Source organism: Corynebacterium sp. ACRPZ (genome assembly GCF_022346205.1).
GTDB lineage: Bacteria > Actinomycetota > Actinomycetes > Mycobacteriales > Mycobacteriaceae > Corynebacterium > Corynebacterium lehmanniae.
Genome location: NZ_JAKRMR010000011.1, coordinates 1 through 26,120 on the forward strand (window position 1 = coordinate 1; position 26,120 = coordinate 26,120).

21 protein-coding genes are annotated in these 26,120 nt (G+C 66.1%); 8 read left to right on the plus strand and 13 right to left on the minus strand.

Translation table 11 applies throughout. From position 1 onward, the window contains the following. The 6 genes from MHX64_RS08325 to MHX64_RS08350 all read right to left on the minus strand — a co-directional run. Positions 1-662: hypothetical protein (locus tag MHX64_RS08325; RefSeq protein WP_239357452.1), on the minus strand; the 662-nt coding region annotated here is incomplete at its 3' end. Between the two features lie 165 nt (positions 663-827). After that, positions 828-2,288 (minus strand): phosphatidylserine/phosphatidylglycerophosphate/cardiolipin synthase family protein, encoded by a 1,461-nt coding sequence (locus MHX64_RS08330; RefSeq protein WP_239357500.1) that lies wholly within the window; start codon positions 2,286-2,288, stop codon positions 828-830. Continuing rightward, positions 2,285-3,076, minus strand: a complete 792-nt coding sequence (locus MHX64_RS08335; protein WP_239357499.1) for an exodeoxyribonuclease III — start codon at positions 3,074-3,076, stop codon at positions 2,285-2,287. Before MHX64_RS08335 ends, MHX64_RS08330 begins: the two co-directional genes overlap by 4 nt. 5 nt (positions 3,077-3,081) lie before the next feature. Further along, the gene (locus MHX64_RS08340; protein ID WP_370642139.1) at positions 3,082-3,678 is read right to left on the minus strand and encodes a hypothetical protein; all 597 of its coding nucleotides are present in this window, start codon (positions 3,676-3,678) and stop codon (positions 3,082-3,084) included. Positions 3,679-3,680: 2 nt separating this feature from the next. Beyond that, positions 3,681-4,721, minus strand: a complete 1,041-nt coding sequence (locus tag MHX64_RS08345; RefSeq protein WP_239357498.1) for a hypothetical protein — start codon at positions 4,719-4,721, stop codon at positions 3,681-3,683. A gap of 18 nt (positions 4,722-4,739) precedes the next feature. Continuing rightward, positions 4,740-5,318: a peptide deformylase gene (locus tag MHX64_RS08350; RefSeq protein ID WP_239357496.1), complete on the minus strand. Its 579-nt coding sequence runs from the start codon at positions 5,316-5,318 to the stop codon at positions 4,740-4,742. Positions 5,319-5,333: 15 nt separating this feature from the next. Here MHX64_RS08350 and MHX64_RS08355 point away from each other — a divergent pair, with 15 nt between their 5' ends. The 3 genes from MHX64_RS08355 to MHX64_RS08365 all read left to right on the plus strand — a co-directional run bounded on the left by MHX64_RS08355 (position 5,334) and on the right by MHX64_RS08365 (position 8,156). Beyond that, entirely contained in the window at positions 5,334-5,558 is a 225-nt protein-coding gene (locus MHX64_RS08355; protein WP_239357494.1) for a DUF3263 domain-containing protein, read from the plus strand. Between the two features lie 58 nt (positions 5,559-5,616). Then, positions 5,617-6,804 (plus strand): LytR C-terminal domain-containing protein, encoded by a 1,188-nt coding sequence (locus tag MHX64_RS12095; protein ID WP_239357492.1) that lies wholly within the window; start codon positions 5,617-5,619, stop codon positions 6,802-6,804. Between the two features lie 221 nt (positions 6,805-7,025). Next, entirely contained in the window at positions 7,026-8,156 is a 1,131-nt protein-coding gene (locus MHX64_RS08365; RefSeq protein ID WP_239357491.1) for a glutamate--cysteine ligase, read from the plus strand. On the opposite strand, the gene MHX64_RS08370 is transcribed toward MHX64_RS08365, so the two are convergent. The 7 genes from MHX64_RS08370 to MHX64_RS08400 all read right to left on the minus strand — a co-directional run bounded on the left by MHX64_RS08370 (position 8,146) and on the right by MHX64_RS08400 (position 16,091). Beyond that, the gene (locus MHX64_RS08370; RefSeq protein WP_181889122.1) at positions 8,146-8,526 is read right to left on the minus strand and encodes a monovalent cation/H(+) antiporter subunit G; all 381 of its coding nucleotides are present in this window, start codon (positions 8,524-8,526) and stop codon (positions 8,146-8,148) included. The two genes, MHX64_RS08365 and MHX64_RS08370, sit on opposite strands and share 11 nt — an antisense overlap. Continuing rightward, the gene (locus MHX64_RS08375) at positions 8,523-8,801 is read right to left on the minus strand and encodes a monovalent cation/H+ antiporter complex subunit F (RefSeq protein WP_070474753.1); all 279 of its coding nucleotides are present in this window, start codon (positions 8,799-8,801) and stop codon (positions 8,523-8,525) included. The genes MHX64_RS08370 and MHX64_RS08375 overlap by 4 nt, the downstream gene beginning before the upstream one ends. Before the next feature lies 1 nt (position 8,802). After that, a complete protein-coding gene (locus tag MHX64_RS08380; protein ID WP_239306320.1) occupies positions 8,803-9,315 on the minus strand; it encodes a Na+/H+ antiporter subunit E in 513 nt (170 codons plus the stop codon). Further along, positions 9,315-11,099, minus strand: coding sequence for a Na+/H+ antiporter subunit D (locus MHX64_RS08385; RefSeq protein WP_239357490.1), 1,785 nt, complete (start codon positions 11,097-11,099; stop codon positions 9,315-9,317). The genes MHX64_RS08380 and MHX64_RS08385 overlap by 1 nt, the downstream gene beginning before the upstream one ends. Next, on the minus strand, positions 11,089-11,583 hold the full coding sequence (locus MHX64_RS08390; protein WP_239357489.1) for a Na(+)/H(+) antiporter subunit C: 495 nt from the start codon (positions 11,581-11,583) through the stop codon (positions 11,089-11,091). Before MHX64_RS08390 ends, MHX64_RS08385 begins: the two co-directional genes overlap by 11 nt. Beyond that, positions 11,584-14,568 carry a Na+/H+ antiporter subunit A gene (locus tag MHX64_RS08395; RefSeq protein WP_239357488.1) on the minus strand — a complete coding sequence of 995 codons (2,985 nt, stop codon included), beginning with the start codon at positions 14,566-14,568 and terminating at the stop codon, positions 11,584-11,586. A 167-nt stretch (positions 14,569-14,735) separates the two neighbouring features. Then, the gene (locus MHX64_RS08400) at positions 14,736-16,091 is read right to left on the minus strand and encodes a dipeptidase (RefSeq protein WP_239357487.1); all 1,356 of its coding nucleotides are present in this window, start codon (positions 16,089-16,091) and stop codon (positions 14,736-14,738) included. Positions 16,092-16,533: 442 nt separating this feature from the next. Here MHX64_RS08400 and groL point away from each other — a divergent pair, with 442 nt between their 5' ends. The 5 genes from groL to MHX64_RS08420 all read left to right on the plus strand — a co-directional run bounded on the left by groL (position 16,534) and on the right by MHX64_RS08420 (position 26,053). Beyond that, positions 16,534-18,171, plus strand: coding sequence for a chaperonin GroEL (gene groL / locus MHX64_RS08405; protein ID WP_239357486.1), 1,638 nt, complete (start codon positions 16,534-16,536; stop codon positions 18,169-18,171). A gap of 410 nt (positions 18,172-18,581) precedes the next feature. Then, positions 18,582-18,710 (plus strand): hypothetical protein, encoded by a 129-nt coding sequence (locus MHX64_RS11995; protein ID WP_255711455.1) that lies wholly within the window; start codon positions 18,582-18,584, stop codon positions 18,708-18,710. Between the two features lie 45 nt (positions 18,711-18,755). Further along, positions 18,756-18,905, plus strand: coding sequence for a hypothetical protein (locus tag MHX64_RS08410; RefSeq protein WP_239306327.1), 150 nt, complete (start codon positions 18,756-18,758; stop codon positions 18,903-18,905). Between the two features lie 106 nt (positions 18,906-19,011). Beyond that, the gene (ppk2, locus tag MHX64_RS08415) at positions 19,012-19,911 is read left to right on the plus strand and encodes a polyphosphate kinase 2 (RefSeq protein WP_194560662.1); all 900 of its coding nucleotides are present in this window, start codon (positions 19,012-19,014) and stop codon (positions 19,909-19,911) included. A 304-nt stretch (positions 19,912-20,215) separates the two neighbouring features. Beyond that, complete coding sequence (locus tag MHX64_RS08420; protein ID WP_239357485.1) at positions 20,216-26,053, plus strand: DUF5979 domain-containing protein; 5,838 nt, start codon at positions 20,216-20,218, stop codon at positions 26,051-26,053. The last annotated feature ends 67 nt before the right edge of the window (positions 26,054-26,120 follow it).

Below are 26,120 nucleotides of genomic sequence, written 5' to 3' on the forward strand. Positions count from 1 at the left end.
TTTCCCCGCGACTCACCGTCGCGGACGTTGCCTTTTCCCCGTGGCTCACCGTCGCTCATGAGCACTTGGATAATGGCGTCTTTGACCGTTTCCCGGTCGCGCATCTCAACAACGAGCTTTTTCAGCTCGTCCATGTCACTGGGTAAATCAGCGATATCGTCTATCGGCCCAGGCCCTGGCAGCCACTCGTTGACCGGCCGGGGTGGCCTTTTCGCATCGGCTGCCTCATCGACTCGCTGCTGCTGATGGTTGCGTTGGACTTTGCGGTGTTTGCTCACACGCTCCATTGTCACCGCAAACGCCTCGTCGAACGTCATCGACGCTGCCGAATCACGTTCGTCATCGTCTGGCCAATACCGCTTCGTCCAGGTCAGCGCCGCGGTGTCGTTGACATCGAACTCCACGGCAATATCACGCACCGTCGCCTGCGAGGTCAACCTGCGTGCGACAACCTTCGCGATGGTCTCAGCGTCGTAGGCGCGTCGCGTGCCATCAAACAACTGGCCGCGACGTCTGGCTGCAACCCAGTTGCCGACCGTGGCCACCGACGGTCGGCGACCACATACGTCTTCAGCCCAGTCGCAGACCTCACGGGCAGACGACCCAGCCAAAAACCTCTCAACCGCACCATCGCGGATATCAGATGGAAACCCTGCGGGCATCGGAATACCTTCCAGCCCCCAACACTCCAACTTTTTGTCCGCGCTCCCATAAAACGCCTGGTAGCCGGTTGTAGGTAGCCGGTTTAGCGGTGGGGGCGAGGAGGCGGAGGCGGCCGGGCCGGGGCACCACCGCGCACCACCGCGCACCACCGCGCACCGCGACCCCTACTGCAGCGCCGACGTCAGCTTCATCACGTTGTCCACGTACCGCCGGTACCAGGGCCTGCGCGCCCACCGCTCCAGCGTCAGCTCTCGCGAGACGGCCTGGTAGTTCGCGCCCAGCTGCTCCAGCGCCCCAAGCAGCGCGCCGGAGGCGACGAGCAGGGAGGATTCGTAGTTCAGCGAGAACGAGCGGATGTCCATGTTGGAGGACCCGAGCACGCCGACTGCGCCCTCGCGCCCCGGATCGGCAAGCACGAACTTGGTGTGCAGCACGTACGGCGCGGGGAATTCCCAGATGCGCACACCGGCTTTCAGCAGCGCCTCGTAGTACGCGGATTGGGCGTGCTGCACCATGAACTGGTCGGCCTTTTCGCCGACGAACAGGTCGACGCGCACGCCGCGGTAGCACGCGGAGGTGATGGCCTCCAGCAGCGATTCCTCGGGCACGAAGTACGGCGAGCACAGCGTGAGCTGCTCTTTCGCGTTGTGGACGATCGAGTTGAACATGCGCAGGTTCGGCTCGGTGAGGTAGCCGGGGCCGGAGGGGACAAGCTGGAGCACATCGCCATTGCTTGTCGACGTTTCCTCCGACGCCCCCGGCACATCCAACCGCTCGCCGGATTCGGTGTACCAGTCCACGGCGAACATGGACTCGACGGACTCCACGATCGGCCCCTCCAGCTCCACGAAAGCGTCGACCCACTGGCGCCCGGCCTTCACATGCCCCGGCATGAGGTAGCCGCGGTCGATGAGGTTGAACGAGCCGACGAACGCCACCTCCGAGTCGATGACCACCACTTTCCGGTGGTTGCGCAGGTCGGGGCGGCGCCAGCGGCCGCGCAGGGGAGCCAGGGGCAGCATCATGTGCCAGTCCACGCCGATGTCGGTCAGCCGCCGCTTCAGTTTTCTAAAGCCGGGGTATTTGGCGGAGCCGATGTGGTCGAAAAGCAGCCGCACGTGCACGCCCCGCGCCACGGCGCGCTCAAGCGCCCGGAACACCACGTCCGTGGTGTCGTCCCAGGCGACGGCATAGATTTCGATGGAGATGGTGGCGGATGCTTCGTCGATAAGCTTGGCAATCCGCAGCATGGTCTTGCGGTAGTCCGCCCACAACGCGCGCACCGACCCGCGGACGGCGGGGTAGCCGGTGAGCTCGCGGTTGAGGCGCACCAGCGAGGCGGTTTCAGGCGGCAGGTGCGCGATGGTGTCGTCGGGGCCGGCCCACGCGCCGTCGAGCGCGCGGCGCGCCTGGACTTGGATGCGGTGGCGGCGGCGCGAGACGAATGTGGAGCCGAACAGCAGGTACAGCGGCAGGCCCACTACCGGCAGCAGCAGGATCAAAAGCAGCCAGGCGTTGGCGGAGGAGGGTTTGCGCCCGCCGGGGACCACGCCGATCATCACGAACTTGATGGCGTAATCCACCACCATGGCGGCGAACTGCCACCAGGACAAATCCAGGCTCATCGCACCTCGTCGTAGGCCAGGCCGCGGGTGTCGTAGTCCACGATCACGGGCGCGTGGTCGGACGCGCCCTTGCCCTTGCGCTCCTCCACGTCAACGAACGCGCGTTGGACCCGGTCGAACATGGGCTTGGTGGCCAGCTGGAAGTCGATGAGCATGCCCTCGTTCTTCTGAAAGCGCATGGCTTTGTAGTCCCAGAACGTGTACTGCTGCTCGTGCGTGACCTCGTGCAGCCCGGCCTCGATCAGCATCTGGAACGCGGCTCGCTCCGGCTCCGTCACGTGGGTTTTGCCTTCGAACCAGGCGACGTCCCACACGTCCTCGTCGCGGGGTGCGACGTTGAAGTCGCCCATGTATACCTGCAGCTCGCCGGGCTGGACCTGGTCGGCAAGGGACCAGAGGAACTGCAGTTTGTAGTCGTAGTGCGGGTCGCCGATGTCGCGGCCGTTGGGCACGTACAGGCTCCACACGTCCACCCCGCCGCACACCGCACCCACCGCGCGCGCCTCCACCGACGGGTCGCCCTTTTTGGCAAACGCGGGCTGGCGGGTGAAGCTGTCGCGGACGTTGTCCAGCCCCACGCGCGAGGCGATCGCCACGCCGTTCCACTGGCTGACCCCCACGTGCGCGACTTCGTAGCCTGCGGCTTCGAAGGTGGCGTAGGGGAACTTGTCGTCCGCGGTTTTGGTTTCCTGCATCGCCAGCACGTCCACGTCCTCGCGTTCGAGGAAGGCGGCGATCCGCTCGGCGCGGGTGCGCACCGAGTTGACGTTCCATGTGGCGATTCGCATGCGGCCTAGCCTAGCGCCAGCCGCCTACGGTGGTGTTCCAGCGCCCCTTCGGGCACTTCGCCTATCGACGCCACGCCAAAGGCCTCCCCCGCAACCCAGGCAATCTGCTCGTCCTGGAGCTCCCATGCGTGATCGAGCACCTTCAGCGCCGGTTTGCCGATCCGCTCCGGGATGACCAGCCGCACCGGCAGGTCGCGCTGGTCGTAGAAGGACCGGATGGCGTCGATAGGCAAGGGCTCGAAGCCCGCCGAGGGGCCGAGCGGGACCGCGGAGTTGGCCTCCTCGGTGTCGCCGACGCGCATGAGCCAGCCGCCGGCCCACGCGGATTCGCGCACGTCGAGGCGGTCTGCGAGGCATTTTTCCAGCCCGCGGATCTCCGAGTTGCGCACGGTACGTGGGGAGAGCTTCTTGATGATGTGCAGGTCCGTGACCTCGATCGCCTCCTTGGAGGAGGGGAAGCCGCCGACCTCCTGCGGGCGTATCACCAGCGGGTCGAGGCTGAGGACGTGCCCGATGATGTCGCTGGCGTGCTCGCCGCGGCGCTGGCGCACCACGACGCGATCGCCCACCGCGACGTCGTCTGAGCGGAAAATCCGGGACACGCCTACTTGCGGGCCCCGCGCGGGCGGATCGCGCCGGTCAGCACCAGGGCAGCGCCGATCATCAGCGAGAGCATGCCGATGGCGATCAGGGCGCGCATCGGGGTGCCGGTGTCGGCGAGGTCGCCGTCGCGCTCGTCATCGTCCTCGGTCGTGGTGGCCGACGACGTCTTCGACGTGGTGGACGAGGATGAGGTGGGTGTGGTCGAGCTGGACGTCGCCGACGTGGTGCGGTTTTCCAGCACCGTGCGGCTGCTCGACGTGGTGGTCGAGGACGCGGTGGTGGTTGCGGAGGTGTCCGTGGTGGTGGACGAGGAAGAGCTGGTCGACGAGTCCGTGGTGGTGGACGAGGTCTCCGTCGTCGTGGTGTCCGTGGTGGTGGTTTCGTCGGTGGAGGTTTCGGTGTCCTGGAGACGCTCCACGCTGTGCGTCACCTCGGGGCCGAACGCGGGGGAGGTGCTGCTTTCGGTGCTGGCCGGCGCGCTGGTGGCCGGCGTAGTGACGACAGCCGGCGACGTCGACGGGGTGGTCGGCTCCTCGACCACCGTCGGTGTGGTCGCCTCCTCCGCATCGTGCGTGCGCTCCGCGCCGGGGATGCCGAACACGATCGGGGCGTCGCCGGTTTCGGAGCGCTCGAACGCGTCAATGGCGGTGGTGCCCAAGATCCCGCCGAGGCCCTCGATGGGGGCGGGCACGACCACGGGTTCGTCGTCAGGCAAAAGCTCCGAGCGTAACTGGCGCACACCCGCGCGCTCGCGCTTCAGCGCCGCAGCCGCCTCGTCGAAGGTGGCCTTCTCGTCCTTGGTCAGGCCGTCTTCGGCGGCTTCCTCGCGCAGCTCGGCCAGCTCGTCGGAGGCCGCGATGAGCTCCTTGCGCCAGGCGATGAGCACGTCTCGCACCTCGTCGTCGGTCTCTGCGCTGTTGATGGCGGTGATGGAGGTCTCGTGGGTGGCGGAGACGTCGTCAAGCAATTGCTCGACTGGCTCCGCGGGCGTCGCCGGAGCGAGGGTGAGCGACGCGGCGGTGATGGCGGCGGGGATACGCATGGCGGATATCTTAGCGCGTTAATCGTCGTGGCCGAACGGATCTTCGTCCGTGCCCGGAAGCCAGGTGTGGCCGGCTTCCTTCCAGCCGTTGTCGCGGATCACGCGCTTGGCCTCCTTCTTGTAGCGGCCCGTGAGCACGTCGGTGTACAAAAAGCCGTCCAGGTGGCCCGTTTCGTGCTGCAGGCAGCGGGCGAAAAAGCCGGTGCCCTCGACCTCAATCTCGTTGCCGTTTTCGTCCAGGCCGGTCACCTTCGCCCAGTCCGCGCGGCCAGTGGGCCAGCCGTAGCCCGGCACGGACAGGCAGCCTTCGTCGTCCTCGCCGGTGTCGGCGGGCATGGTCTTCGGGATCTCGGAGGTCTCCAGCACCGGGTTGATCACGGTGCCGCGGCGCATGGTCTCGCCGTCCGGGCAGTGGTAGACGAAGATGCGCAGCGGCACGCCGATCTGGTTGGCGGCCAGGCCCACGCCGTGGGCGGCGTCCATGGTTTCGTGCATGTCGGCGATGAGCTCCTGCAGCTCCTCGACGGGCTGCGTGACTTCCTTGGTCGGCTCATGCAGCACCGGGTCGCCGTGGATAACGATGGGTCGGATGGTCATGCCAATATATTAGGCATGCTTACCGAGACCGACCTTTCCGTGCTCCGCTTCGCCGCGCGCGCCCCCAGGTCGATCGGCGCGCGCGAGGATGCGGTGCGCGCTGAGCTGGGCATGCAGCCCATCCGCTACTACCAGCATCTCAACCGGTTGCTCGACTCGCCCGATGCGCTCGCGGCCGAGCCCCAGCTGGTGCGGCGTTTGCAAAGGCTTCGCGACGGCCAAAGGTCCCCCAACCTCTAGTTCAGGTTTACGGTGTGTTGCGCCTGGATTCCGGGGCGGTGTGGTTAGAGTTGCCGATGTGACTAACGACAACTATGGCAACAACCGTCCCGACTCCGAGTTCGAGCCGGGCTCCGGCTCCACGCGCTACACCGGCAACTCCGACTCGTTTGGCGGCGCGTACGACGAGGCTTACGACGGCTCGTACGCTGCCGAGCCGATCGACGCCGAAATCGTCGACGACACCGAGTACCGCGGCGCCCACCGCCGCGACGACGACTCCGAGTACATCGAGGACGTCGATTACGGTGCTGGCCAGGCCGGGTACGCCGACGACACCCGCTACCTCCCCGGCGCAGGCGCCGCCGCGGCGGGCGCTGCTGGTGCCGGGGCTGCTGGTGCCGCCGGGGCGCGCCGCCGCTCCCGCAACGCCGACGACGCTATTTACGACGAGCCCTACGACGGCGCCTACGAGGAGGATTACGACGGCGAGCCGAAGGGACGTCGTAAGGCAGCTGCTGCTGGCGGCGCCGCGGAAGGCGGCCTGCCGAAGCGCGGCCTGGCGATGATACTGATCGCCGTGGCGGCGCTGCTGGCGCTGTGGGGGATTTGGAAGATGACCCAGGACGACAAGGGCGGCGACGGCGAGGGTGCCGCGCCGACCTCGTCGACCGTGGTGGGCACCTCCGCGGCGGCGCCGGCCGGCGACGGCGCTGGCCAGAACGGCCAGGGCGCTGACGGCGCTGGTCAGGGTGCCGAGGGCCAGGGCGGCGCAGCAACGGGCGCCGATCAAAACACCCAGACCACCGACGGCCAGCCGGCCCAGGATCCGAACGCGCAGGACCCGAACGCCCAGCGTCCGGAGGGCGCCGAGGGCCAGGGCGAGAACGGCCAGCCCGCACCGGCCCCGGCCCCGGCGGGCGCGGGCCTCGACAACGCGTCGGCCCAGGTGTACGTCTACAACAACTCCGGCACCCCGGACCTGGCCAGCCGCACCGCCGACCAGCTGAAGGGCCAGTACAACGTGGCCAACAACTCGGCCGACGCCGCGGTGATGAACATGCCGGAGCAGGTCTACGGCGTCTTCCCGGAGACCTACGTCTTCTTCGACCCGGCCGTCCCGGGCGCCGAGCAGGTGGCGGCAGACATCGCCCGTCGCGTCGGCGGCGCCGCCCGCGCGAAGGGCGACCTCCCCGAGGGCGCGACGAGCATCCCTGAACAGGCGGCAAACAACAGCGCCGCCGTGGCGGTGGTCCTGGCGGGATAGCCCCGCGCGCCCAGAGCGCCCCCTCCCAAAAACCGGCTACCTAGAACCGGCTACCAAGCGAAAATCAAGCTGGTAACCGGTTCTAGGTAGCCGGTTTCGGCGCATGGACGGGAGCGAGCCGGCGTTGGTGGCACGGCGGTGCGTGAACAGAGACCACCCCGCGCATATAAACCCGCCTCCGGCACCCGCCCCAGCCGCCGCAGAGGATAGGCTCGTCCATTATGGATCCATTCCGCGATTTTGCCAGGTCCGACGGCCCCACCCTCGGCGTCGAGTGGGAGATTTGCCTCGTCGACCCGGTCACGCGCGACCTGGTGCCCCGCGCCGCAGAGGTGATCGAGGAGGTGCAGGCCCGCCACCCGGATATCCACCTCGAGCCGGAGTTCCTGCAGAACACCATCGAGCTGGTCACCCCGATCTGCGCGAACACCAAAGAGGCCATCCAGGCCCTCCAGCGCGACCTCAACGCGGTCAAGGAGGTCGCCGACGAGATGGGCCTGAAACTCTGGGCAAGTGGCGGCCACCCGTTTTCGGATTTCCGCGCGAATCCGCTGAGTCCGAAGCACACGTACGAGGAGATCGTTAACCGTACGCAGTATTGGGGCCAGCACATGCTGCTGTGGGGCATCCACTGCCACGTCGGTATCAGCCACGAGGACAAGGTGTGGCCGATCATCAACGCGGTGATGACTAAGTATCCGCACCTGCTGGCCATTTCCGCGTCGAGCCCGGGTTGGGACGGCATCGACACGTCGTACGCATCGAACCGCACGATGTTGTACCAGCAGCTTCCCACCGCGGGCATGCCGTATCAATTCCAGAGCTGGGACGAGTGGGTCGGTTTCATGCGCGACCAGCAGACGTCGGGCGTGATCAACCACACGGGCTCGATGCATTTCGACGTCCGTCCGGCCGCGAAGTGGGGCACCGTCGAGGTGCGCATCTCGGACGCGACGAGTAATCTGCGCGAGCTCGCGGCCGTCGTGGCGCTGACGCATTGCCTGGTGGTCCACTACGACCGCATGCTCGAGCGCGGCGAGAAGTTGCCCACGCTGCAGCAGTGGCATGTCGCGGAGAACAAGTGGCGCGGCGCCCGCTACGGCATGGACGCCCTGGTGATCACGAGTCGCGACACCGACGAGGACTGGATCAAAAACGAGTTGCAGTTGCTTATCGACGAGCTCACGCCCGTCGCCGCCGACCTCGATTGCGTCGACGAGCTGAACTTGGTCCGCGAGATCATCGAGCGCGGCGCCGGCTACGAGCGCCAGCGCGCGATCTTCCAGCGCACCGGGGATTGGAAGGACGTCGTGGACGCGACCTGCGCGGAGATGTGGGAGCTTAGCCTTTAGGGTTGACGCGCCGCGGGTGGTAGCTGGCGGGGCGGTCGTTGCGGGTGAGTTGCTCGTCGTCGCCGTAGAGGCCTTCGCGTCGCGCGATGCGGCTGAGACGCTGCGCGGTAACGGGGCTGGTCATCAGGGCGAAAATCACGAGCAGCACCATCATGCCGATGTCGCCGCGTTCGTGCACGCTGAATTCCTCGGCGGTGACCACGCGGATGATGGTGCCGGTGATCATCAGCACCAGGCCGGTGGTTTGGGGTTTGGTGATAGCGTGCACGCGCGCCAGGGTGGAGTTGAACCGGGCGGTGCCCACGGCGGCGGAGAAGACCATGAACGCGCCGGGGAGGATGAACACCAGCGAGATGATGTCGGAAATCATAGGGAACCGTCCCTCTTGCGGAAGCGGGCCACGGACAGGGTGGCGATGAAGCCGAGCAGGGCGATGACGATCATGACGTTGACCACCGTGGTGTCCAGCGTCCAGCAGATGTACAGGGCCAGGGCGCACTGGAGCGAGGCGGTGATGCCGTCGTTGGCCAGCATGCGGTCCATGGAGTCGGGGCCGACGATGGCGCGCCAGGCGAAGATGAAGAACCCGGCGACCAGGAACACGGCGGCCACGGTGAGGCAGACGGTGTAGGCGGTGCTGTGCATGTCAGCGGCCTCCTTCGAAGATGGCGATCATTTGGCGCTCCAGTTTCTGCACGTTGGCGATTTCGCGGGCGATGGCGGCGTCGCCTTCGGCGTCGAGGACGTGGATGGTCCATTCGCGGTTGGCCAGGTCGATGTCGGTGACGGTGCCGCCGGGCTGCAGGTTGTAGGCGCAGGTGGCCAGGTACAACACCAGCTCGTTGCTCAGGCGCATGGGCACGCGCAGCACGGCGTTGCGCGGCTGCGGCGCGCGGCGCAGCGACAGCCACGCCACCTTCGCGGACGCCACGAGCAGGTCGAAGAACCACTCGAACATGAACGCGGCGAGCTTCAGCCAGTTCACCCGGTTGCCGCTGCGCGGCACCGGCGGCAGCGGCAGCGCCAGCACGATGAGCAACCCCAGGCCCAGCCCGGCGACGAGGTTGCCCCAGCTGAGCTGGCCCATCAGCAGGATCCACATGAACGTCAGCCACGCCACGGTCAGCGGGCGGAAGCGGTGGGCGACTCCTTGGAGCATTAGCGGGTCACCTCGTTCGATTCAGCGTCCGCGGGCTCCGGCACGACCTCGGTGGTCACACCGGTGCTGGTGGGCCCGGCGGGGCGGGAGGAGTCCCTGTGCTCCAGGGAGTCGCGGCCGCCGCCGGCGCTGGTCTGTTCGCGGAATGCGTCGAGGTTGCGTGTGGGGGCCGAAGGGTCGTCGATAAGCACGGCGCTTCTGTAGATGGACAGGTCCTGGGCGGATTGGGCGGCGCGGTCCGTGATGTTGGAGATCGGGCCAGCGAGGAACGTGATGCTTGTCGACGCAAGCACCAAGAACGCGGTCGACAATAGCATGCCGGTGGGCACGCGGCCGACGTCGTCGCGGTCGCCGGAGGAGACGGTTTCGTCGCGCGCGGCCAGATTCGCGGGGCGCGCAAGGACGACGTCGCCTTCGGGGGCGTCGGCGCGGTCGCGGAGGAAGCCCTTGGACCAGACGTTCATCATGGCGTAAAGGGTGAGCAGCGAGGTGACCACCGCGCCGCCGATGAGCACCCACGCCAGCCATGAGCCGTCTTCGGCGCCGGCCTGGATGAGCATCACCTTGCCCAGGAAGCCCGACAGCGGAGGGATGCCGCCCAGGTTGAGCGCGGGGATAAAGTAGAGCACCGCAATCACGGGCGCGGTGTAGAGCAGCGAGCCGAGCCGGCGCAGCTGCGCGGAGCCCGCCTGCCGCTCCACCAGGCCCACCACTAGGAACAGAGAGGTCTGCACCAGAATGTGGTGCACCGCGTAGAAGATGGCGCCGGACAGGCCGGCAACGGAACCGAGGGCGACGCCGAAGATCATGTAGCCGATGTGGCTGACCAGGGTAAAGGACATCAGACGCTTGATGTCGTTTTGGGCGATCGCGCCCATCACACCCACGATCATGGTCAAAAGCGCAATGACCATCAGCGTGGAATCTAGGGCGCCGTCGGTGAACACGGTGGAGCGCACGCGGATGAAGGCGTACACGCCCACCTTGGTCAGAAGGCCCGCGAAGACGGCGGTGACGATGGAGGCGGCGGTGGGGTAGGAGTCCGGCAGCCACGCGTCCAGCGGGAAGATCGCCGCCTTGATGCCGAAGGCCACGATGAAGGTGGCGAAGATGGCGGCGCGGGTGCCGTTGGGCAGCTCCTCCATGCGGATGCCGGCCTGCGCCATGTTCACGGTGCCCACCGAGGCGTACACCAGCGCGAGCGCGAACAGGAAGACCATGGACGACGCCATGGAGACCATGACGTAGCCGATGCCGGCGCGCACGCGCTGCGGCGACGCGCCCAGGGTGAGCAGCACGTAGGAGGCCACCAGGAACACTTCGAAGCCGACGTAGAGGTTGAACAGGTCGCCGGCGAGGAAGGACAGGTTCACGCCCATGCTGAGCAGCATGTAGGTGGGCAGGAAGACGGCGACGGGGTCGTCGTCGTCGCCGTCGCGAAGCCCCTGCGAGATGCCGTACCACATCACAGCGAACAGCACGATGGAGGAGACGAACAGCATGATGGAACTCAGCCGGTCCGCCACCATGGTAATGCCCACCGGCGCGTCCCAGCCGCCCATCTGCACGGTCTGGATGCCGTGGGTGTCGGCGACGATGATCATCACCGCGGCGATCACGGTCAGCACCGCCAGGGTCCCCAGGGCGATGAAGCGCTGCAGGTTCACGCCGCGGAACAGCACGATCAGCCCGGCGGCGAACGCGGGCAGGATGATCGGCATAACGATCATGTAGGGCATGGCGGGCAGCACCCAGTCGGCGAAGGCCATGAAGCTATTTCGCATCTTGGCCTCCCTTGACTTCCTTCACCGGGTCCTCGAACGGCTTGGGGCCGAACTCGTCGCCGGACGGGCTGGCTTTGCCGGTCTGCGCGTCGTCGGACTTGTCGCGGTCCGGGGAGGCGGACTTCGGCCGCGCGGCGATTGCGCGATCCTCCTCGTCCCGCTCCACGATGTCGTCGGTGCGGTAGCGGTACTGGCGGTAGGCCAGGGCGAGCATGAACCCGACCATGGCCATGGAGATCACAATCGCGGTCAGGATCATCGCCTGCGCCAGCGGGTCCGCGCTGTCGGCGGCCGCTTTGGAGTCGCGCCCGATGATCGGCGGGGAGCCGGCGGGCCCGCCGGACTGCAGAAGCAGCAGGTTGGCGCCGTTGCCGATCAGGGTCACGCCCATGATCATGCGGGTCATGGACTTGTCCAGCATCAGGTACACGCCGCACGCGATCAGCACGCCGGAGCCGATGAGCAGGAACAGGTTCGCTTCCATTTACTCGCCTCTCTTTCCGCGTTTGCTTATGGACGATCCGCTGGCCGCCACCGCCCTGCGCTCGTTGTAACGGGCTCTGCGGTTCCTGGACATGAGCCTGCGGCGTTGCTCGTTTTTGGCCTGCAGCTTGCGCGCGCGGTCGCGGGCGCGCTGCTTTCGAGTGTCCTCCTCGCGGTCCAGGTAGGCGCCCATGGAGGCCAGCACGTGCATGATCAGCCCGACGACGATGATGTAGACGCCCGCGTCGAAGATCAGCGCGGACGGCACCGTCACGTCGCCGATGAGCGGCACGTCGAACTCCGCGTACGAGGAGGTCAGCGGAGGCATCCCGAAGAACATTGGGGCGACCGCGGCCGCGGTGGTGAACATGATGCCGATGCCCAGCACCTTGCCCGGGTGCACCGGGAGCGTTTCTTCTGCCTCTCGACGTCCTCCCGCCAGATACCGCAGCGTCAGCGCAAGCGCCGCAACGAGCCCGCCGGCGAACCCGCCACCCGGAGCGTTGTGGCCGGAGAAGAAGAAGTAGGCCGACAGCAGCATCATCGACGGGAAGAGCAGGCGCGTGACCACATCAACCAGGATGGAGCGGTTCTGCGCGGTCTCCGTCTCCACGCCGGAGGCGAGCCAGCGCGCCTTGGTGGTGGACAGGGTAGGCCGGCGTGACTCCGGGTCGAAGTGGAAGGTGCCGAAGATCAGGCTGGCGATGCCGGTGGCGGCGACCACCAGCACCAGCGTCTCGCCGAACGTGTCGGCCGCGCGCAGGTCCACCAGCAGCACGTTGACGGTGTTGCGGCCGTGGCCGATCTCGTAGGCCAGCTCCGGCATGTACTTGGAAATCGGCTCGGCGACGCGTGCGGACATCGCCGTCATCGCCACCGTGACCACGGAAACGCCGGTACCAATGGCCAGCCAGGCGCGCAGGCGGTTGTCCTCGTTGCGCTGCTCCGTTTCCGTGGGCATCTTGCGCAGGACCAGCATGAACACCACCATCACGATGGTCTCCACCAGCGCCTGCGTCAGCGCCAGGTCCGGCGCACCGTGCAGCACGAAGATCAGCGCCATGAAGTAGCCGGTCAGGCCCACCAGGATCACGCCGGAGAGGCGGTTGCGCTGCACCGCGGCGAAAAACGCCAGCCCCGCCATGACGGTGACGGCCAGGCCCTGCCAAACGTTGTCCCACACCTGCATCCGGATGTTGTTGGAATCGCCCAGGATCAGCGCGGCCAGCGGCACCACGGCCAGGAACGTGAAGATGACGGCCAAGTTGATGGTCAGCGAGCCGCGCTGCGTGGACGCAGTCAGCTTCAGCGACCAGCGGCGCAGCGTGTCCATGATGGTGTCCCACACCGCGTTGGCGTCGCCGAGCGCGGGGCGCTCGAACTGCGCCTTGGCCACCACGTCGCGCTGCCAGAACATGATCGCGCCGGCGAAGATGATCACGCCGGACAGCGCCAGCGGCACCGTGAACCCGTGCCACAGCGCGAGCTCGGAGCCTTCAACGTCCGGGAAGCGCACGTCGAGGTACTCGTTGATCGGCGCCGACAGTGCCGCCGGCACCACGCCGAAGCCCACCGTGCAGGCGGTGAGCACCGCGGGGGAAAGCCACAGCTTCGGGCCGGGGGAGTGCATGTCGCGCACGGCCGGGGACTGCCCGTCCGCCCACGGCTGGCCCTTGGTGGCAAACGCGCCGTAGACGAAGTACAGGGAGTACGCCATGGTGAGGATCGAGCCGACAACCAGCGCCACCAGGGTGATCTTGCCGGGCATGCCGGTGAGCAGCTCCTCGTGCAGGATGGCGTCCAGCGCCGTCTCCTTGGCCACGAACCCGAACAGCGGCGGGATGCCCGCCATGGAGGCGGCGGAGATAATCGCCAGCGTGGCCAAAAGCGGCTGCTTTCGGCCCAGCCCAGACAACTCGTGGATGTCGCGGGTGCCGGTGGTGTGGTCGATTGCGCCGACGATCATGAACAGCGTGGCCTTGAACAGCGAGTGCGCGAACGTGATGGCCAGCCCGGCCATCGTGGCCTCGCGCGAACCCACGCCGATGACGGTGGTGATAAAGCCCAGCTGGCTGACGGTGCCGTAGGCCAAAATCAGTTTCAGGTCCCGCTGCTTCAGCGCCATCCAGCCGCCCAGCAGCATGGTGAACCCGCCGGTGGACAGCACCACCAGGTGCCAGGTGTTCACCGCCGACAGGTCCGGCGCCAGACGCGCCACCAGGTAGATGCCGGCCTTCACCATCGCCGCGGAGTGTAGGTAGGCGGACACCGGGGTGGGCGCGGTCATCGCGCCGGGCAGCCAGAAGTGCCAGGGCGACTGGGCGGACTTGGTCAGCGCGCCCAGCATGATCAGCACGATGGCGGTGGAGATCGCCGGGGTGTTTTCGATGTCGGTGATCTGGGGGATGTCCGACAGCTTCCAAATCTGCGCCTTGAAGCCGAGCAGGTTGATGCCCACGAGCATGGCCAGCCCGCCGAGGGTTGTCACCATCAACGCCTGCATGGCGGCCCGTCGAGAAGATGCGCGCTCGCCGTAATAGGACACAAGCATGTACGACAGCACCGAGGTCAACTCCCAGAACACGTACATGAGCAGGAAGTTGTCGGCGATGACCAGGCCGTACATGACCGTGGCGAAAAATGTCAGCTCGAAGCCGAACTTGGCCAGGCGCCGCGGGTTGGAGTCGAAGTACCCCCAACAATAAAGCAGCACCAGCGCGCCGATACCCAGGATGATCAGGCTGAACAGCCCCGCGAGGGCATCCAGGCGGAACTCCAAGTTGAGGTTCGTCGACGGCATCCACGTGAACACCGCTTTGACCTCGCCGCCGTCGCGGAACACCCCGGTGGCGAACAGGCGCACCACCCAGATGAATCCGCCCAGCGGCACGAGCGCGAGAAGCCCGAAGGCGGCGCGGCCCACCGTGCGGATGAGCACAGGGGCGGCCAGTGTTGCGGCGGTGAGCGCAATGAGCAGTATCAGCACGAGGTGCGCAGCCCTCCTCTGGTCGTGTGCGTACAGGGCACACCGCGCCTCAAGCGGGGGAGCTCATTGAGTTCACACAGAAAATACTCACTCCAGCTGTCACTGGGTATCTAGGCGTCAACACCGGTGGCGCGGCCGTTAGAAATTCACTCTAGCGATTTTTGATGCTACTTGCCGAAACGCTGCAAGAAAGCAGCCTCCGCCACGGCGATGCGCTCGATCTCCGTCGGATCCACGGACTCGTCCACGCCGTGGATGCCACACATCGGCTCCTCCACGCCGTAGAGCGCGATCTCCGCGTCCGGGAAGGTGTTCTGCAGCGTGATGGTCAGCGGGATGGACCCTCCGGAGCCGACCACGGACAGCTTGTCGGCGCCGTAGGCCTCCTTGAGGCACTCGCCGAGCGCGGCGACGGCGCCGGCCGACGGATCCGTCGCAAAGGGCTCGTTGACGCCACTGACCTCAACCTCAACCTTGGCGCCCCACGGGGTGTGGGACTTGATGTGCTCCTCCATCTTCTGCGCGATCTCGGCGGCACTCTGGCCGGCCGGCACGCGCAGGTTGAACTGAGCCTCCGCCCGCGAGTTCACCGCGTTCATCGCCTCGGCCACCGGGGTGGAGGTGAACCCGATCATGGTCACCGCCGGGCGCGCCCACACCAGGTCGGCCGGCTCGTCGTCCGCGGTGCCGAGCAGCTGCACGCCCTCGAGCACGGTGGCGTCGGCGCGGAAGGACTCGCGGTCGTAAGCGTCGCCGTCCCATTTCGTGGTGGTGTCGACGCCGTCGATGGTGGTGCGGCCGTGCTCGTCGAAAAGCGAGTTCGCGATGACCACCAGCGCGTGCGCGGCGTCCGGAGCTCCGCCGCCGAAGCTGCCGGAGTGGACCTGGTTCGCCAGCGTCTCCACGGTGACCTTCACCTGCGCGCCGCCGCGCAGCGAGGTGGTCAGCGTAGGCACGCCTGCGGCAACGTTGCCGGAGTCCGCGATGAGGATCGCGTCCGCCTCGAACACCTCCGGCTTTTCCACGATGAGCTTGCCCAGGCCGTCCTTGCCACCGAGCTCTTCAGAGCCCTCGACCACGACCTTCAGCCCCAGGTCAGTGCCGCCGTTCTCCTCCAGCAGGCGCAGCGCCTCCAGGTGCATGGCCAGGTTGCCCTTGCAGTCCGCGGCGCCGCGGCCGTACCAGCGGCCGTTTCGCTCCGTCAGCTCGAACGGGCTGTTCGTCCAGGCGTCCGGGTTGTTCGCGGGGACCACGTCGTAGTGGGAGTACAAAAGCACCGTCGGTGCGCCGTTTTTGGGCTCCCGCTTGGCGACGATCGTGTCAGCGTCATCCACCGTCGGGTAGCGAGTCACGTCCAGACCCAGATCCTCCAGGGCGTTGACCGTCCAGGCGCAGGCATCCTCGTGCTGGTCCGCCAGCTCGGGCGTGGAGTGCACCGAGTTGAAAGAGACCAGCTTGGACAGGTCGCTGAAGATGCGGTCGCGTTGTGGGGTGTACGTGGCGTTTGCTGCGTTGTCAGTCATGGCACCACGCTAGCAGCGTTGGCCGGGCCGGTTTGGCGGTTTCGGGGGCGGTGGTGGGCGGTGTGGTCGGCTAAATGCTTACCCCAGGATGCTTACCCGGCTAGATGCTTACCCAAGGATGCTTATTGTCCGAGTAACCCTCGGCGTGCCTGCCCGCGCTACTCGAGAAGTAAGCATCCTGCAGTAAGCATCCTCGAACCGGTAAGCATCCTGGGGTAAGTATCCTTGCCCCGGCACAACCACGCCCCCTTGCGCTCCTTGCACTCAACCCCGTCGAGTGCTAAAAATGTGGCTGGCACTCACACAAACCGAGTGCCAATAAACGAACAAAAGCGGGTGAGGCTGAGACCACTCGTCAGCCGTGCCGTCGCGGGCGCCTGCTTGCACCGACGAACTGAGTGACCGTCCACGTACGCCTATTTACAAGGAGTGACACACTCACATGGCAAAGATGATTGCATTCGACGAGGAAGCGCGCCGCAGCCTCGAAAACGGCCTGAATACCCTGGCTGACGCCGTGAAGGTCACGCTGGGCCCGAAGGGCCGCAACGTGGTGCTGGAGAAGTCTTGGGGCGCCCCGACGATCACCAACGACGGCGTGACCATCGCCAAGGAGATCGACCTCGAGGACCCGTACGAGAAGATCGGCGCCGAGCTGGTCAAGGAAGTTGCCAAGAAGACCGACGACGTCGCCGGCGACGGCACCACCACCGCTACCGTGCTCGCCCAGGCGCTCGTGCGCGAGGGCCTGCGCAACGTCGCGGCTGGCTCCAACCCGATGGGCATCAAGCGCGGCATCCAGGCCGCCACCGACAAGGTGTCCAAGTACCTGCTGGACCAGGCCAAGGAAGTTGAGACCCAGGAGGAGATCGCCTCCACCGCCGGTATTTCCGCGTCCGACCCGGAGATCGGCAAGAAGATCGCGGAGGCGATGTACGCCGTGGGCAACGGCGCCGTGAACAAGGAATCCGTGATCACGGTTGAGGAGTCCAACACCTTCGGCGTGGACCTCGAAGTTACCGAGGGTATGCGCTTTGATAAGGGCTTCATCTCCGCATACTTCGCCACCGACATGGAGCGCGGCGAGGCAGTGCTCGAGGACCCGTACATCCTGCTGGTTTCCGGCAAGATCTCCAACGTCAAGGAGCTCGTTCCGGTGCTGGAGCAGGTCATGCAGTCCGGCAAGCCGCTGCTGATCATCGCCGAGGACGTCGAGGGCGAGGCTCTGTCCACCCTCGTGGTGAACAAGATCCGCGGCACCTTCAAGTCCGTGGCTGTGAAGGCTCCGGGCTTTGGCGACCGTCGCAAGGCCATGCTGCAGGACCTGGCCATCCTCACCGGCGGCCAGGTCATCTCCGAGGAGGTCGGCCTGTCGCTGGAGACCGCCGGCATCGAGCTGCTCGGCCAGGCCCGCAAGGTTGTGGTGACCAAGGACGAGACCACCATCGTCCAGGGTGCTGGCGACCAGGCGCAGATCGACGGCCGCGTGAAGCAGATCCGCGCCGAGATTGACAACTCCGACTCCGACTACGACCGCGAGAAGCTGCAGGAGCGCCTGGCCAAGCTGGCTGGCGGCGTTGCGGTGATCAAGGTCGGCGCCGCCACCGAGGTGGAGCTAAAGGAGCAGAAGCTGCGCATCGAGGATGCTGTGCGCAACGCGAAGGCTGCCGTTGAGGAGGGCATCGTCGCCGGCGGCGGCGTGGCTCTGCTGCAGGCCGCCAACGAGCTCACCGACGACCTCGGCCTGGAGGGCGACGAGGCCACCGGCGTGAAGATCGTCCGCGAGGCCCTGTCCGCTCCGCTGAAGCAGATCGCGCTGAACGCTGGCCTGGAGCCGGGCGTGGTGGCCGACAAGGTTGCCAACCTTCCGGACGGCGAAGGTCTCAACGCCGCCACCGGCGAGTACGTGGACATGCTCGCCAGCGGCATCGCCGACCCGGCGAAGGTGACCCGTTCTGCGCTCCAGAACGCCGCGTCCATCGCCGCGCTGTTCCTCACCACCGAGGCTGTCGTGGCTGATAAGCCGGAGCCGGCTGGCGCAAACCCGGGCATGGACCCGGAAGCTATGGGCATGATGTAAATCAGTCTTAGCCGATGAAAGCGCGTCCTTCGGGGCGCGCTTTTTTCCTGCTTATCGACGTCAGCTCCGCCCCACCCCCGTATTGGTGTAAAACGTCACAGGCGGACGGCAGTTTTGGGCGTGTACAGATCGTCCTTGCGGCCGAATGAGTTACACGTTCTGCCACCAATTCAATTGGTGTTCACCTTCCGGTTTCGGTCAGGGCAGGTTATCGGCCCGGTCGCGAAAAGGTTACGTTTCGGTGAACGCATACCAGCTTAAAGCTGCCTGTGTGGTGCAAATCCTATTTTGAGAATGCGCTTGACGTAGCTGGTCGATGTGGCAAAATTCCTCCTGTGACGCCCACCGGGTGTCAGTACCTGTCAAGATTTGCCAGACACACACTGGCACCTATCGAAAAGGGGAAATCAATGCCTTTCGATCTCAAGTTCATCCAGAAGCAGCTGAAGACCTTCAAGACCTTCGCCACCAACCTGGCTGATCTGTTCCAGAACACCCCGAAGACCATCAAGAACTTCGCTGACAAGGTCTCCGCGTAAGCCTTCACCTCACTCAACACAAACTTTCTTTAAAGGAGAATCATCATGGACAACGCACTGACCAACTGGGTTGCACTTTCCTCCGGTAACGGCGCCAACGGCGTCACCCAGGTTCCGGGCGCTCTGCTCGACCTGCTTCGCGAGCTGGGCAAGCTGGCTGGCAACATCGCTGAGCTGATCGGCTTGGTCGCGTAACTGTAACGCGCACTAGCCGAAGGTCCCGTCGCAAAGCGGCGGGGCCTTTTTGCATTCCCGCATACTTCTCCGGCACACCGCGCCCGCGCCGAATAGACTGAAGAACATGGCTGACAACAAAGACGACGAACTGCCGATGATCGACCTCGCCCAGACCGAGGGCTGGGTTGTGGACGACACCGACGAGGACGACCCGGTCCTGCTCATGCCGGACGGCACCGCCATCCAGACGTGGCGCGAGAACTACCCCTACGACGAGCGTCTTTCCCGCGACGACTACGAGAAGGAAAAGCGCGCCCTGCAGATCGAGCTGCTGAAGTGGCAGAACTGGACCAAGGACACCGGCCAGCGCCACATCATCCTCTTCGAGGGCCGTGACGCCGCCGGCAAGGGCGGCACGATCAAGCGCTTCAACGAGCACCTCAACCCGCGTGGTGCGCGCACCGTGGCGCTGGAGAAGCCGTCGCCGCGGGAGTCCACCTCCTGGTACTTCCAGCGTTACATCGAGCACTTCCCGGCCGCCGGCGAGATCGTCTTCTTCGACCGCTCCTGGTACAACCGCTCCGGCGTGGAGCGCGTCATGGGCTTCTGCACCGAGTCCCAGCACGCCGAGTTCCTGCGCGAGGTGCCGATGCTGGAGAATATGATCCTCGGCTCCGGCATCTCCCTGACCAAGTTCTGGTTCTCCGTGACCCAGAAGGAGCAGCGCACCCGCTTCGCCATCCGCCAGGTGGACCCGGTGCGCCAGTGGAAGCTCTCCCCGATGGACCTGGCCTCCCTGGACAAGTGGGAGGACTACACCCGCGCCAAGGAGGAGCAGTTCCGCTACACGGACACCGACGAGTCGCCGTGGATCACCATTAAGTCCAACGACAAGAAGCGCGCCCGCCTCAACGCGATGCGCTACATCTTGTCCAAGTTCGAGTACACGAACAAGGACCACGAGGTTGTGGGCCAGCCAGATCCGCTGATTGTGAAGCGCGGCCGCGACCAGATCGGCGACTAAACGCGCTTCGCTTTGCGACGCACCCTGCACCCCACGGTGCCGGGGGTCGTGGCCGTTTGGCGTGATGAAAATCACCGACCGCCCCGATGGTTCGCAGTGAAACATGTTCGGGCATCATGGCCGCGGGCGACGTGCGGATATGGGGAAGCCTGGGTAATTCCTGTGTGAAAACCGCAGGTAAGAAGGATGTCCAACTTTTAGGCCGGGAAAAGATCTGTTTATTTCTCGGGCTCCCGGGCGTAACATTTGGCCGTCACAACCAGATAGGTGGTGTGTCATCTATATTCTGTCGAGCCGAGGATCTATGACTCAATGCGCCCGCCCCACCTTTGCCACCCGCGCACGCCGTGCGGTGGTGGTGTGGGCTGCGCTCGCACTCGCGGCGGTGCTTACCGTCGCCGCGACGGTGTACCCGGGCTCGCAGGAGGCGCAGGCACAGTCGACCGCGGCCACCGCCGACGGCGTGAATTTTGGCAACTGCTCGTTCCGCGCGGGCACCGGGGTGGCGGAGAACTGGGCGAACCAGATTTGCTGGCTCGACCTGACCGGCCTGCCGACCACGAATGGCGGCACAGCGACGCTAACCAAAAAGGTCGGCGACTACACGCTGAAGTTCGACGTGAAGCTCGAGTCCAGGGGCACGACCGTCAAAGAGGCGGCGACGAAATCCCCGTGGGATCAATCCGCATTTGGTAAGACCGGCACCGGCTTCTTCGAGCGCCAGAGCTCGGCCACGGCGAACGATGTCGTCGCCATCCGCGGTGGCGGCCTTGCCCGCTACACCTTCAGCAACATCGCGATCACCGACGCCGCCGGCAACCGCGTGAGCAACTACCGCTTCGCCATGGCGGACGCCGAATCCACCGGCGCCGGCGCGTCCCCGGGCGAGATCCTGGACGTATCCAACACCAGCCCGAACAGCAAGGGAGTGACACCTGCGACGCGTTTGACCCCCGACGGCTACAAGGACGCGTGCACCGCGAAGCAAAACGGCAAGGCGATTTACGGCCCCGGCGCTGAGCCGCAGGCCAGCCTGTGGGGCACAACCGGGTCGATGCAGCGCGATTTCATTTGCTGGGTTCAGGAAGACGCGGACTACCGTGCGTCGACGAGAGCGTACGGCGGGTTCATCGTCGGTGTGAACAGCCCGTCGTCGATGGAAATCGCTATCGGCTCCGTCGGCGGATCTGGCCAGCAGGCGTTCGCACTCGGCATCGGCTTAAGCCGTGTCGAGTTTGCCAACAAGGATGCCCTGGCCACGGTGAATAAGGATGCCGAGAACTACTTCCTCGGCGCCGAGTCGAAGGCCACGGCGAACTACGAGGCCTTCTCCCGCAACAATGCGACCGGCAAAGAATCGCCGATCAAGGTCACCGAAGGCGGCACGGCAACACTCATGCGGTCGCTGGATGTTAACGGTGTGCCGGAGGATACGTTGGGGTTTCGGTCGTCGTTAAGCAATGCCCCGAACCGCTACAACCCGGTGTGGAAGTGCGTGCTGACCACCTCCGGGGGCAGCGCGACGTCCGAGACCATCCGCGCGGGCGCCGTACCGGCCAGCTACAAGCTGACTAACCAGGGCGAGACGTCGACGCTTCTAGTGGATAGCCCGGACAACGACAAACTCAACTGCACCGTGAGTTGGGAACCCAAGTTCAAGCCGGCGAAGCTGGATTTGAGCAAGACGGTCGACGGCAACGCCGCGGGTTTCGACGAGATCAAGCTGCAGAAATACACCCTGCACTACGCGTGCCGTGCGCCGGAGGGCTTCGCGCAGGCGTACCCGGACGTCAAGTTGGAAGGCGACGCGGTGGTGGAGCCGGGCACCATCTCCACGGTGGGCAACCTGCCGCAGGGGACCACGTGCACCGTCACCGAGCGTGTGGCGCAGCCGCCAGCCGGCACCGATCTGAAACTGTCGTGGAACAAAGGCGTGGCAGGCGACGCGAAGGCGCCTGTGACGGTCGTGCTGCCGACCACCGGCGCAGCCCCGACGGCAGTGGGCGCGGCGAGTGCGAACAACAACTACTCGTACCGGGCCGGTTCGCTCAACTTCAGCAAGACCATCGTGGGCGACCCGGTTACCGACGGCAAAGTCGGCGGCACGTACCGCTTCCGCTTGGTGTGCGCGGGCACGGACGTCAAGCGCGAGTTTGAACTGAACCTCACGAGCGCGAAACCCTCGGCGGCCACGAAGCTCGACGGCATCCCGGTCGAGCGCGACTGCTCGATCGCGCCCCTGACCGACCTGACGCAGAAGCAGCGCGAGACCATCCAATTCATCAGCCGCGACGCGACGCTTGCGGGCCAACCGGCAACCCCGGACGCAGCCGGCGCCTACCACTTCACGCTGCGTGAAGGCACCACCCCGGAACTGCACTTCACCACCAGCTACGACTACCTGACGTTCCCGTTGTTCGTCCGCAACGAGGTCAACGGCCTAGCCGCCGGCGCCGCCGACGTGGAGCGGTTGCGCTACACCGTGCACTACCGCTGCCAGGTGGAGGGACGCACCGTCGCCGAGGGCACCGCCACCTTGAACGGCTCCCAGGGCGAGGCGCGTATCGACGACATCCCGGCCTCCGCCTCCTGCACCGTCTGGGAAGACCTGCCGGGCGATACCGCGACCACCCTGTTCAAGGGGGCGAAGGTGCGCGCCTCGGATGCGAGCGACCAGGCGACAACACTGACCAACGAGGAAGCGAAAACGCAGCCTGTGACCACGATCCGCGTGGTCTCCGGCACGGACCGCAACCAAGTGACACTGGTGAACACCTTCGACCCGAAGCTGGGGACGGTCTCGCTGCGCAAGGTGGTCGACGCGCAGGTGCAGGGCGCGCTGCCACAGTCGTACGCCTTTACGTTCCGCTGTGGCTCGCGCAACGTCGCCACCTCGGTGGCGGGCCAGTCGCGCGCGGTGGAACTGACCGGCCGCGCCACCGTCGCCGCCGACGGCACGGTCACACTGACAGCCAACGACGCCGCCGCGAACGACCAGAACGGCGCCATGGGTGTGCCGTACGGCAACACCTGCACGTTCGCCGAGGAGACCCCGAAGGTAGCCGGCGGCATCCTGTTTTCCACCGACGTGCAAGACGTGAAGCTCGGCGTCGACGCGGCGCAGAACACCGCCACGGTGACCAACACGTACCGCCCCGCGGGCAACGGCCTGACCGTGAGTCTGCGTACGGGTGGGCGCGAATCGTTGGCGTTGTCGTCGCTAAGCTATGCCCTGAACTGCGACAACGGGTTCACCGAATCGTTCGACCTCGCGCCTGGAGAAAGACGGGCGTTTACCGCCGCGCAGGTGCCGCAGGGCACGGCGTGCACGCTGACGGAAACCGGCGATAGCGCCACCCGCACCACCGCGGACGGGCGCGACTACCCGATCCAGGCGACATCCGAGTACCTCTACGCGTCGGACGCCGAGGACATCACCGCCGTGGACAACGGTGGCGAGTTCGTCATCGGCATGCAGTCGACGATGGACGTCCACCACGAGTACGACTTCATCGAAGCACCAGTGGCCGGTACGAAGCAGGTGGTCTTCAACGACCCGAACAACCTCATCTCCGAGCCGCGCCGCGCGATCAAGTCGAATCGCATCTTTCCGGTCAACCTGGTGTGCACCAACCCGGACGGCACCGCGGGACCGAACATTTCCACGACGGTGCAGCAGGGCCAAGCTCCCGGCGGCACCCGCGCCGCGGCCGGCTCGACCTGCACCATTACGGAGGGCGACACCACCACGGCGGTGGGCATCACGCTGAGGAAAGCTATCGACGTCAACGGCGCGCGCACCGACGGCGGCACCGCGAAGTTCACCGTGGACGACGCCAAGGGCGTGACGCTGCTGTTCGTCAACACCTATGAGCGCCGCACGACGTCGATCGAACTGACCAAGCGCGCCATCTTGCCCACCGACGCGATCCGCGCGCAGTACGCCAACGCGGGAAAGGACCTGCAGGAATCGCTGTACAACCACGCGTTTAGTCTTGTCTGCCGCGATCCGGAGACGGGCGATACCGCGGTGCTCCAGCAGCAGTCGGGCGCGATCAAGGGCGAGGGCTCCACGACGTTTGACGGCGTGCCGGTCGGCGCGGACTGCCAACTCACCGGCGACAAGTTCGGCTCCCTCGCCTTGGCAATGAACGACGGGCAAGACGACCTGAAGGCGTTCCTGCGCCCGGCCTTTGTGGATTGGGTTGTGGACCGCGAAGGCGGCAACGCCTACCCGGACCAGAAGCTGGACAACGACACGACCACGTCGCCGGTGTTCCTCACCGTGGACGACCCGGCGAAGAACCACGTCCGCCTGGACAACCACTACGAGTACGAGACCTCCACGGTGCGCCTGAGCAAGGACCTCGCCGGCGCGGCGGGCAACCTCAGCGAGATCCCGGACGACTACACGTTCAACTTCACGCTGCAGTGCAAGGCGATCGGCTACCAAACCAGCTCCGTGGGCGAGACGTCCTTCATCCCGGAGAAGCTGCGCCCGGCAGACGGCTACGTCATTCCTGCAAGTATCCGCAAGGGCGACTTCACCGACGGCACGTTTATCTCCGGCGAGGCGAAGGTTCCAGCCGGATCGCTGTGCACATTCAACGAGCAGGATGCGACGAACGTGCCGGAGGCGCTGACCATCGCCCCGGAGCAGAAGGTCGTGCGCGGCTACGCCCCCAACCCGGGCGAAACCGCGCCTGCGGACCTCCACTTCGTGAACAAGGTGGAGCGGCGCACCACCCCGGTGCGTCTGGCGGTGTTCAACTCCGGCTACCTCGTCGGCGCGGATGAGGCGGGCTACACCGCGCAGCTGCGTTGCGACGACCCCGCGCAGACCGCCGTGACCAGGCAGTTCCCGCTGACCGCCCTGTCCGGATCGGAGATGCCCCGCAGTTTCGAAGCCCCGGCGGGCGGGCAGGTCGTGGACCTGCCGGTGGGGGCGAACTGCACTCTCGACTTCGCCGGCAGCGCGGCGCTCGCCGCTCGCGGCCAGCTCGAGGTGACCGACGGCGCACGCACCCCGCTGGCGCAGTACGCCACGTGGGGGAGCGGTTCGCCCGCGCTGCCCACCGGCTCGCTGTCCGGTCTCGCCGCAGACAAGGTCGAGGGCTCCGACAAGCAGTACTCGTACAGCTTCTCCACCGCGGCGAACCTGCCGTCGGCGGAGACCGCGCTGACCGTCGGCGCGGACATCTACCACCCGCGCGCCCACTACGACGTCGCATTTACCAAGACCGCCGCCGGCCCGAGCTCCGGCACGTTCACGTTCCACCAGTCGTGCTCGGCACAGAGCGAAGAGTTCCAGCTGCACGCCGGCGAGACGCACACCATCGCGGACGTGCCGGTGGACAGCGACTGCGCCGTGGACGAGGTCGACGACGGCAACCCCGACGCCGCGTCCGTGTTCCAGGTGGTGTCCAACGGCGAATTGGTCACCCCGCTCGAGGGCGACACCGATTCGGTGCTGTTCACCGCGCAGCCGGTTTCCGACCCGACAGACCTCGCCCGCTCCGGCGACCGCTGGTCGCTCACCGCGAAGAACACCTTCCCCGGGCTGAAGGTGCAGAAGCTTATCGACGGCACTCCGCTGGGCCAGCTCACCGGCGACGCCTTCGGCACCACGCTGCTGCGCCACGACGCCACCTCCATGCGGATGACCTACACCGTGACCAACACCGGCGAATTCCCGCTGAAGGATTTCACGGTGACGGACCCGTCGCTCGCCGGCCTCGACGTCACCCGCGGCGGGGTGGTTACGCGCATCGGCGACGACGGCGCCGTGCCGGGCAGCATCTGCCCGACCACCGAGCTAGCCGCCGGCGAGGACTTCTCGTGCACCTTCAACGTCTCCATCCCGGCAAGCGCCGACGAAACCTGGCGTTACCCGGCCGAGGGCGACGCCGCCGTGACCGTCACCGCCACGGCGAACGCTGGCGGCGCGACCCAGACGGTGGCGGCGAAGGATGCGCAGGGGGCGTTGAAACCTTCGGCGTCGCTAAGCATGCTGCTCCCCGAAACCGGTGAGCAGACCCTGGTGCTGTTCCTGCTGCTCGGCCTGGTGCTGTTCGGCTGGGGCGCATGGCGGGTGAGCCGCCGCGACGAGCGCGCGGAAGGCGGTGAGCTCGTTGAGATGTAGAAAATTCGCCCGCTACAAGCGGACGGTGTACGGGCTTTCCTAAACCGGCACACGTAATTCCGAAAAC